Genomic DNA, 9,786 nt, shown 5'->3' with positions numbered 1-9,786 from the left:
GGCAAGCGCGCCACGACGATCTCTTATCTCTTATTTTGGAAAACGGCACTATATCCCGCTTCTGTCTTACAATCAATCGAGTCTGACCCCATTGACACGTAAAATCTTATTCAATCCAGATCAATAGATTAGAATGCCAATTCCCGGGAGCATCTCGTTATTTAAAAAAAGGAAAATGCCATGCTGAAGAAATTGTTTGTATGTGTCTTTGCTTTAACGGGACTGGCTACCGCGCTTCCTGCGGCCGCGCATTATATCTGGATCGAACGAGACGAAACACTTCATGCGCGGCTTTATTTCGGTGAATACCAGGAGCAGGAAAGGGAGATAAGCGGCGGCAGGCTGGATGAAATCAAGGGGCCTCGGGCCTGGCTCCTCGATGAGAGTAGCAAACGGCAGGAGATTAAAGTCGCCCGAAAGGATAATCACTTCGATCTTGGGATGATTCCGAACCGTGCATCGCCGGTGATCGCAGAGGAGCTTGGTTACGAGGTCAAGGACTGGAGCAACTACGGTATCGGCGTTGTAAAACCGATGTTTTATGCCCGCTTCAGCCCATTGCTGAGGCGCGCAGCCGCGAAGCCCGAACTCGTGCTCGATATTCTGCCGGAGAACGGGGCACCTAATTCATTCACTGTTTATTTCCGCAATGCGCCGCTGGCAAAAGCCAAGGTCATGGTCTACGCTCCCAATTTCTGGATGCAGGAACATCCCACTGACGAGAATGGCAGGGTCAAGATCACGACTCCCTGGCCTGGTCAATATGTGCTGGAAGTTATCAATGTGGAAAAACAGCCAGGGGAGTTTCAAGGTCAAAAGTTCGATGCATTTCGCCACCGCGCCACGCTGACATTCAATATGCCGGCGGCGCCGCACGGCAAATAAGGGTAAATGCGGAAAAGCAAAACGTAGAGATGAGCTGAAACGCAAACAAGTCGAGCGGATAATCAAGCTCGCGTGCTGCCTGCAATTTCCGGCGTATTTTCATAGTTCGCAAATTTTTTATAACTCGTAACTTCCATTTACAAGGAACCTATCAATGATGGAGACAACAAAATCAATTGTAATCAGCCATATGAGTGGAACTATTAAAATCTTTCTAGCTTCTGTTCTCTTGATTGGGGCAGGGATAAGCGGTGCGGCAGAGCCGGGCGGTGCGGTTGATAAAAAAAGAGATCGAGAAAATTCTGGAGGAATTACGCTGACATCCGTTACATCACAGGCGCTTCCCCATGATTCTGGAACTACTCTGACAGCGGTCATAGTGAATCTCGCCCCTGAAGCGCAAACCGGCAGCCATCGCCATGCCGGTACCGTCTTTGTCTATGTTTTGGAAGGTACCGTTCGTTCACAGCTGAACAGCGGAGAAATAATCGAGTATCGCGCCGGGGAAAGCTGGAGCGAAGCGCCTGGGACGGTACACTCGTTCATGGAGAATCCCAGCCAGGCTGTGCCGGCGCGGCTCCTTGCCACCATTATCGCTCCGACGGGAGCACAGTTGACGACGCACGACAAGTAAGCGTCACGCACTTGCGCTTCGCGTCCATTGCGGCGACAAGCGTGGGGGAATAACCGGCGCTGTCAGCGGAAAGGAACCACTGTACGCTCAATACTTACATTCGTAGTGAGGAGCCGGGTTTCGACGGTATGCGCGAGCTCATCGATAAGTCCTGCCGAGGCACCGCGGCCGTTCCTCCTTGTAATACTTGCCATTGCCTGGAGATCGGCGTGGAGGCGTACTGGGTCAATTTGCCACCCCAGAGCGGTGACAAGGGCCCTCAATGCGTCGGTATGCGCTTCAAGGACGTGGGTATCCTGAATACCTTGGGGATCAAGGGGTGTCGAAGTTGTCATTGTCCTATCTCCATGAATGCAAATGAGACTCAATCCTATCCCAACCATGGGTGGGTGTAAAGCCCTGAATTATCAAATTGGGGAGGGGTGCAATGGGGCGAATCGTCTATCCAGTAATACGGTTACCATGCGGCGATAAGTGAAAGAGTCTAAGGTCACTGAAAATCCTGTCCCTGATGCCGGTTGCCGCGTAGTTGGCCTGGTCACTCTGGTATTTGCGTCCGGCTTTTCTTCAGCCCAGTCAACCGCTTCATCCGGCAGTCCCCCGTCAGCGCTCAATCCCGTCGTCGTCACCGGTACGCGCGTTGAGCAATCGAGCTTCTCGCTGCCGATGTCTATTGATGTGGTGGAAGCAGCCGATATTCAGGAGGGCCGCCCACGCGTCAACCTTTCGGAATCGCTGGTGCGTGTTCCCGGCCTGGTCATTCAAAACCGGCAAAACTACGCGCAGGACCTGCAAGTCTCCAGCCGTGGCTTCGGTGCCCGTTCCACTTTTGGCATCCGCGGCATACGGCTGATCGTTGACGACATTCCCGCCACCATGCCGGATGGCCAGGGCCAGGCGGCCAATATCAATCTCGGTTCGACCAAACGTATCGAAGTGCTGCGCGGTCCTTTTTCCGCTATCTACGGCAACGCTTCGGGGGGCGTGATACAGGCTTTTACCGAGGATGGACCACCGGGCACAGTGTTGTCCGGCACGCTCCTGGGAGGCAGCTACGGCACCATTCGCGGGGAAATGACGCTTGGTGGAACGCTTGGTGGCACGGCCGGACCAGGCGGCGCGGGAATAGGGGGAACACCGGGGCCATTCAACTATGTGGTCGATATTTCCCGTTTTGAAACGCAGGGTTTTCGCGAACACAGTGCCGCAACCCGCTACCAGTCAAGCGCGAAGCTTACCTACCGGTTCAACCAGGATGCGACGCTTACCCTGGTGACCAATCATCTGCACCAGGGCGATACGCTGGATCCCCTCGGCTTGACGCGCGTCCAGGCAAGCGCCGACCCCAGCCAGGCAGACGAGAGGGCAACCACCTTCAACACCCGCAAGAGCATCGATAATTCGCAAGGCGGCCTGGTCTACGAACACCGGTTTTCCGCCGCGAACACGGTCAAGCTGATCGGCTATATGGGAACGCGGGAGATTCTGCAGTTTCTCGCGGTGCCTCGCGGCGCGCAAACCTCCGCCACAAGTTCGGGAGGCGTAGTCGATCTGGATCGTGAATTCGGCGGGTTGGGCCTGCGCTGGACGTATCGCAGCAGCGGGCCGCGGCCTCTGACAGTGACTTCGGGGATCGATTACGACGGTTCCAGGGAGCGGCGCAAGGGTTTCGAGAATTTTGTCGGGACGGCGTTGGGGGTGCGCGGGGGCCTGCGACGCAACGAAAATAATACCGTTACCAGTTTTGCCCAGTATGTGCAGACCGAATGGGAATTTTCCCCGGCCTGGGCGCTTTCCGCCGGGTTGCGCCATACGGAAGTGAACTTCAGGTCCGAGGATTTCTTTATCCGCGCCGGCAACGCCAATGACAGCGGCAGTATTACGTATCGGAACGTGAATCCGGTGATGGGGTTGTTGTACAAGGCAACCCCCGCCCTCAATCTATACATCAGCACCGGCAGTGGTTTCGAAACGCCCACTTTCTCGGAGCTCGGCTATAAGCCGGACGGTACCGCCGGCCTTAATTTCGCGCTTAAGCCAAGCAAAAGTCTTAATGTCGAGGCGGGAATCAAGTGGCTGCCGGCAAATAATACGCGGGTAAACCTGGCGCTTTTCGAGTCGCGTGTCACCGGCGAGATCGTGCCTGCCACGAGTTCCGGCGGCAGGACCACTTTCCAGAACGCATCCGATACGAGACGACGCGGCGTGGAACTCTCGGTCTATTCGCGTTTCCGCTCCGATCTTTCCACCTACTTGTCTTATGCCTACCTCGACGCGACATTCCAGGACGCTTTTTCCTCCAACCGGGGGACGGCGGCAGCCGTGACCGTAGCGGCCGGCAATTTTCTGCCTGGTGTGCCGCGCAATACCGCTTATGGGGAGCTAGTCTGGCGGCGCGGCCTGCCTGGTTTCTCGGCGGCGGTGGAGGCGATTTACCGCGACAAAATTTTTGCCAACGATACCAATACCGAAGCAGCGCGGCACTACGCCATCGCTAATATCAGGCTTTCCTATTCACATCAGGTCAAGGCCTGGAAGTTCACCGAGTTCGTACGGGTGGACAATCTCACGGATACGAAATATATCGGATCCGTGATCGTGAATGAAGGCAACAGCCGCTTCTATGAACCCGCGCCCGGCCGTAACTATATGGTGGGGGTGAGCGCAAGTTACACTTTCTGAAGGGGAGATGATTACTTGCTTATTTGATAACAGATTGATACCGGGCCGCAAGTAACGGTACCGGTGCTATACGCTCGAAGCCGCTCATAGCCGATATGGCGCGCAAAGTACGATTGCTTCTAACGTTCATGTGGCAGAAATCGTTTTGATGGGTTGCGCTCCGCTCCCCCCATCCTACTCATGCTGATCGGACCGGTTGCCTTGACAGCTGATATGCCTGAGATGTGGGAAACTTCATGAACGACAGATTGTATGCACCGGACAATCCAACCTGGTACAGAAATTTGGTTTGGCTGAACTTCGCGTCGAGCAAGACAAGCGCATTTACCGGCGCTATTTGAGCATTTCGATTTTCAGGTGGATTTCGCTCACACTTCCCGTTTGCCATACCAAGTGGTTATGGCATGCGCGTCATAAAAGCCTTCCTGGCGGTTCGCAGGGGCGGGCAAATTTATCCCCACATGGCTTCAAGTCCCGCACCACATTTCCAGCACAACTGGAAATTGCGCGGGTTTTCCTCGCCACATGCACGGCAGAAAACAACGCGGGTTTCAGCCGGGGTTTTTTCAAAAGCGCGTACGATTGCCTGCCCCCGCGCAAAATCGCTGTCGCGGACGACCCACACCTCGGGATAAGCATGGGTAAATGGAATGTCGCCTACGCCGCCCTGCGCGTGTTCATTAAATAATCTGGCGGCTATGTTTGCGTGTTCGAGAAGATCGAGCATGATCTGGGCTTCCATCAGGCTGGCTGCAGAGCATATTTTCTTCATATACCTAAGTATATTATGTATGGTAGTTAATGTTAACTGTTATGTCTGCCCATCCCGAAAAATGAGTGGGCACGGGAACCGTTACCCGGCAATTGCGTAACGCGCTCCCAAAGGACGCGATGCGGACTGCAATTGGCGTCAAACAACTCCATGATGGACGTTGTGTGCGCAAAGTTTCTTCCCCGTGAGCAGATTGCGTTCCAAATCGCAGCTTGCCGAGCGGCACGCGCTGACGGTTTCGTGAGTGGTGCGGCCAATAAGCTGAAGACGCGCCGTGAGCCCGTAGTGAAATTCCTCTAGGCTACTCGACCAAATACTCGCATATGGTCCGTGAGGGGCGAGCGGTTATTTTGGAAAGCGATTTTAAGGTTTGAGACCAGTAACTACACTATAGTAGCCAAAGGCTGGGCGCACCTCGATATCACAAAATCCTGCATCGCTCAACATGGCCGACAACTCCGTGGAGGAGTAGGACTTCCCCTCGGTCCACCCCATCATGAGCATGCTGAAGGCAGCCGCAGCGAACGGACCGGATTTGTCCTCGTTATAGAGTATTCCGTGGATGATGATGCGCCCCCCAGGCGGGAGAGCATTGAAACTCTTCGCGGTAAGAAAGCTGCATTTCTCAGGGGGCCAGTCATTATAAACGGTGGAGTAAAAATGAAGATCGGCTGTCGGTAGTTCGTCACGCCACATGTCTCCTTCGCATGTCCTGATGCGATCCTGCATGCCATGCTGGGCAATGAATTGATTTGCAACCTCGCACACCATGGGAAAATCGAAAACGATCGCTTGTAAATTACTCCACTTTGACACGGCTCCAATCGAATGTGCGCCCGAACTACCACCAATGTCGAGCATGATACGGTGAGCGGAGAGATCGAGCATCTCCGGCCAGTGGAAGGCCGATTTGATGCTCATGCTGTACATACTGCACGTAAACCTTCGCGCGAGTTCGGCCTGCACTTCTTCGGGACGGTATATACCCGTCCCGCCATAAACCTGGGGTGCATCTGTGCGGATTGCCTTTTCCAGGCTTTTAAATGAATGCACCTGATCGTTTTCGATCATCAGATCCCACATGAAGCCAAAATAGCTCGGGTTTTTCTTGAGCAGATAGTGTTCAGCGACTGCCGTCAATGAATAATGCCCTTCTTTTACAGACAGGAACCCCAGCGCTGTTGCTGCGGCCAGGATCGCTTCGGCAGGGCGGGCCTTGATGTTCAGCCTCTCGCAGATGACGGGTAGCGAAAGTTCGCCGTCTTCCAGCAGGGGAAAAACGCCGAGCTTATGCGCAAGAAGCAGCGCCGGATAGCCATAAATTCCGAGGACGACATCCCATAGTTTTCTATCATCCGGTACCTGCGGTTGCTGTGCTTGTGTAGAAACTTCATCTGTCATAAGTAAATCCTCGCGCCGATCGATTCGGAATGCTGAAACCATTATCCACCGAGGACAATGTCGAGCGTAAAAAGATTTTTCTGCCCCGACCGCAAGTCGCTTTCTCTAACAGATGCAACCAGGTATCTGTCAGAGTCGAGCAGCTGTGGCGGGTTTGCCGCTTTCAACTAAACGTTTTATATTTTCTACCGTGCGAACTGCACCGTCCTGAATCGCGCTCCGGACCAGCTGCTCAAAAGGTCGCATGAATACTTTGAGTTCAAGCAGCTCAAAAGTAAAACTCAATTCCGTCAAATCTTCCCTGCTTTGGGGTTTTAGTTCGTAAAGGCAGCGATAAGGCTCAACAACGCCCGCAAAGGCCAGCCGCCTCGACGGTTCATAAATCGTAATCCGAAATTTCGATTCCGAGCGTTGGCCATGATCCACGCGCACCTGCCTTGCAATGGTTCCCAACTTTACGGGCCCATCAGTGAGACATTCAAGTTCCTGTACTTCTGGCGACCATCTGGGATAGTTATGAAATAAATCGTCGCCGATAAATTTGAAGATTTCAGCAGCGCATACCTTGACCAGGATGCTCTTCTTGCCGACCACTGGGTCAGCGGGGCCCAGATTGAACATGGAGCCTAAATTAAACATTTATATAACTCCTGCCCAGACTGAAACGCACCGAGTAATAGAAATTGGTCGTTACTGATAATTCTCAACCGTGAAATCCTTGAAGAGTACAAGGTTGATTGTCGCCTTTACTCGTCCCGTAAGCAACGGGATTGTTTGTTTGATGGATTGTGCTTCACTGCACTTACTGCGGATAAGGGCAATCATAAGCTGCGACGTGGCGCTTGCTATCAATTGCGGTTTATTGGTCTATAAAGGAGATATGGGTCGATAACGCAGTATCTCCCGGGTTGGCTGATTGCTACGCCGGATTATCAAAAAATTCTACAGTGCAATAACGGCTGATAAATTCCATGGGCCACGCTTATGATGTGATTATCGTTGGGGCAGGTCCCGCAGGCTGTGCGGCGGCCCGTACTTTAACCAAAGCCGAGTTGTCGGTCGGTCTATTCGACAAGGCTCTCTTTCCCCGAGACAAAACCTGTGGCGACGCCTTGATCCCCGATGCGTTCCATGCCCTGAAAAAACTCGGGTTGATCGGGCGCGTAGCCGCAATATCCTATCCTACGCATGGCATGCGGCTGATCAGTTGCGATGGGAGCGACGTATTGATCCGCGCCCACAGCGCGTGCATGCCACGCCTGAAACTGGATGAATTACTATTGAATGGGGCCATCGAAGCCGGCGCCGAATTTTTACCTGGACACGATTTCACCGCTGTGCTTGATGAGGATGGGAAAATCTACCGGGTCGAATTCAATGTCGATGGCCAAGTTGCCTCTGCCCGTGCGCGGTGGGTGTTGCTCGCGACTGGCGCTCATCCCGCACCAATTGCGCGAGCCGGCTTGCTCCAGCGAGCTGAATGCAGGAGCTTCGCGGTTCGCCAATATGTCCGCAACGAGCGCCTGGCAAAGGATTTTAACGAATTGGTGTTTGCTTTCGATACCACTGTCAGAGGCGGCTATGGCTGGATTTTCCCGGGTCCGGATGCGGTCTTCAATATCGGCATAGGCTTCTTCGGTTCCGCGCACAAACACAACAACCCTCGCCGTCACTATGAGCAATTTATTGCCAAGCTGCCGCTCGCACAGGAGCTGATGCGAGACGGCGAGATCGTCACTGCGCTCAAGGGCTCACCGCTTCGCACCGGCTTGACCGGCACCCGCGTTGCCGATGGTGGTTTGCTGGGAATAGGGGAGTGCATCGGTTCGACTTTTCCTCTCACCGGCGAGGGAATCGGCAAGGCGATGGAAACGGGCATCCTTGCGGCAGAAGCCATCATCGTGAAACACGGTCTCAGCCGTGCCGCGGTGGCAGAAGCCTACACGCGAAGTATCGCCGCCCTCCAGCCGAAGTTCGAGGTGTACCGTAAAGCCGAATTCTTGTTCAACTGGCCGTACCTGACCAACAAGCTGGTGACGCACACGGGCAGAAACGCATATACCCGCGGTAAAGTGGAAGGATTATTCAACGAAAGGTCTGATCCCGAATTTTTATTAACACTGGCGGGATGGCGGAGGATTTTATTTCATTAAGCCACGAGAAATGGCGTAGCTGTTAGCGAATTCTGGCTATGACAACAGGAATTCCCGTTGGCGCCGCGAGACGCAAACGAATAAGGCTTGATCCACGCCTCGTTGCGAGCCTAGCTTTGCTCGCTGGCGTCACTCAATAAATCGATCTCCGAAGCGGAGAGCGTTAGCCGCGCTGCACGGATGAGGCTGTCAACCTGTTGAACGTTTGTCGCACTGGCAATCGGCGCGGTAACACCTTCACGAGCGATCAACCATGCCAGCGCGACTTCGGCCTGCGTCGCGTGATGCACTGCCGCCACGCTATCCAGGGCGTGCAGGATACGAAAGCCACGGGCATTGAGGTACTTGCGGACGCCCGCGCCCCGAACGCTCTTTCCCAGGTCGTCATGGGAGCGGTATTTACCGGACAGGAAACCGAACGCCAGTCCGTAATAGGTGATGACCCCCAGGCCTTCCTTGATGCACAGATCACGCAGTTCACCTTCATAACTCCCGCGGTCATACAGGTTGTATTCAGGTTCTAGAACCTGGTAGCGCGGCACGCCTTTTTCTGATGCGGTCGCCAGTGCTTCGCGCAGCTGGGCGGCGCTATAGTTGGAAGCGCCGATCGCCTTTACCTTGCCCTGCCGGATAAGGTTTTCGTAGGCGCGCAACGTTTCCTCGATCGGAGTTTCCGGGTCCGGCTGGTGACTCAGGTAAACGTCGATGTAATCTGTTTGCAAGCGGCGCAATGAATCCTCGGCTGCGGTCATGATGCGCTCGGCCGACAAGCCTTTCTTGTCCTCGGCGAGGGTTGCGCCGACCTTGGTAATAATGACGATTGTCGCGCGGCGGCCGGGCAAGGCCTTGAGCCAGTTGCCGATAATCGTTTCGGATTCGCCGCCCTGATTGCCGGGCGCCCACATTGAGTAGGCATCCGCGGTGTCGATGGCGTTGAAGCCCGCGTCCGCGAAACGATCAAGCAACGCGAAGGCCGTCGGTTGATCGACTGTCCAGCCGAATACATTGCCGCCGAGTACCAGCGGCGCGATATCCAGGCCCGTAGGGCCGAGGGGGCGTTTGTTCATGATGGATTACTCCTGATATCCTTGAAAATTAAACAGCATTTTCAATAACAGGATGCCATTAGCTGTGCCATATCCATGCTTCGTGCCATAAGCTTTCTTGCCATCGTCGCAATAAAGTTGTGCGGGTTTCTGTGCGCTAACGTACTTACTACGGGCCATCGCATCTTCCACAATGGACGGCATGGATGATTG

The 9,786-nt window shown here is 54.2% G+C and carries 10 protein-coding genes; 4 read left to right on the top strand and 6 right to left on the bottom strand.

The genetic code is table 11. The annotated features are described in order from the left end of the window. Positions 1 to 180 precede the first annotated feature (180 nt). Positions 181 to 885, top strand: coding sequence for a DUF4198 domain-containing protein (locus BLP45_RS04080; RefSeq protein WP_090369996.1), 705 nt, complete (start codon positions 181 to 183; stop codon positions 883 to 885). A 154-nt stretch (positions 886 to 1,039) separates the two neighbouring features. Next, complete coding sequence (locus tag BLP45_RS04075) at positions 1,040 to 1,519, top strand: cupin domain-containing protein (RefSeq protein WP_090369994.1); 480 nt, start codon at positions 1,040 to 1,042, stop codon at positions 1,517 to 1,519. Between the two features lie 62 nt (positions 1,520 to 1,581). Here BLP45_RS04075 and BLP45_RS04070 read toward each other — a convergent pair whose 3' ends face one another. After that, positions 1,582 to 1,854, bottom strand: a complete 273-nt coding sequence (locus BLP45_RS04070; RefSeq protein ID WP_090369992.1) for a hypothetical protein — start codon at positions 1,852 to 1,854, stop codon at positions 1,582 to 1,584. Positions 1,855 to 1,993: 139 nt separating this feature from the next. On the opposite strand from BLP45_RS04070, the gene BLP45_RS04065 reads away from it, so the two are divergent. Further along, the gene (locus BLP45_RS04065) at positions 1,994 to 4,201 is read left to right on the top strand and encodes a TonB-dependent receptor family protein (RefSeq protein ID WP_090369990.1); all 2,208 of its coding nucleotides are present in this window, start codon (positions 1,994 to 1,996) and stop codon (positions 4,199 to 4,201) included. A 451-nt stretch (positions 4,202 to 4,652) separates the two neighbouring features. On the opposite strand, the gene BLP45_RS04060 is transcribed toward BLP45_RS04065, so the two are convergent. The 3 genes from BLP45_RS04060 to BLP45_RS04050 all read right to left on the bottom strand — a co-directional run bounded on the left by BLP45_RS04060 (position 4,653) and on the right by BLP45_RS04050 (position 6,968). Then, positions 4,653 to 4,973, bottom strand: coding sequence for a putative signal transducing protein (locus BLP45_RS04060; protein ID WP_090369988.1), 321 nt, complete (start codon positions 4,971 to 4,973; stop codon positions 4,653 to 4,655). A 363-nt stretch (positions 4,974 to 5,336) separates the two neighbouring features. Further along, positions 5,337 to 6,374 (bottom strand): methyltransferase, encoded by a 1,038-nt coding sequence (locus BLP45_RS04055; protein ID WP_090369986.1) that lies wholly within the window; start codon positions 6,372 to 6,374, stop codon positions 5,337 to 5,339. A 129-nt stretch (positions 6,375 to 6,503) separates the two neighbouring features. Continuing rightward, entirely contained in the window at positions 6,504 to 6,968 is a 465-nt protein-coding gene (locus BLP45_RS04050) for an SRPBCC family protein (RefSeq protein ID WP_371128729.1), read from the bottom strand. Positions 6,969 to 7,345: 377 nt separating this feature from the next. On the opposite strand from BLP45_RS04050, the gene BLP45_RS04045 reads away from it, so the two are divergent. Beyond that, on the top strand, positions 7,346 to 8,527 hold the full coding sequence (locus BLP45_RS04045) for an NAD(P)/FAD-dependent oxidoreductase (protein ID WP_090369983.1): 1,182 nt from the start codon (positions 7,346 to 7,348) through the stop codon (positions 8,525 to 8,527). Between the two features lie 110 nt (positions 8,528 to 8,637). On the opposite strand, the gene BLP45_RS04040 is transcribed toward BLP45_RS04045, so the two are convergent. Both BLP45_RS04040 and BLP45_RS14550 read right to left on the bottom strand, forming a co-directional pair. Continuing rightward, positions 8,638 to 9,594: an aldo/keto reductase gene (locus tag BLP45_RS04040; protein ID WP_090369981.1), complete on the bottom strand. Its 957-nt coding sequence runs from the start codon at positions 9,592 to 9,594 to the stop codon at positions 8,638 to 8,640. Positions 9,595 to 9,600: 6 nt separating this feature from the next. Further along, positions 9,601 to 9,753, bottom strand: a complete 153-nt coding sequence (locus BLP45_RS14550) for a hypothetical protein (RefSeq protein WP_176754652.1) — start codon at positions 9,751 to 9,753, stop codon at positions 9,601 to 9,603. Positions 9,754 to 9,786 lie beyond the last annotated feature (33 nt).

The organism is Nitrosospira sp. Nl5, from assembly GCF_900102495.1.
Lineage (GTDB): Bacteria > Pseudomonadota > Gammaproteobacteria > Burkholderiales > Nitrosomonadaceae > Nitrosospira.
Note: the sequence above shows the minus strand (reverse complement) of the source record. Positions and strands in the feature narration are given on the sequence as shown.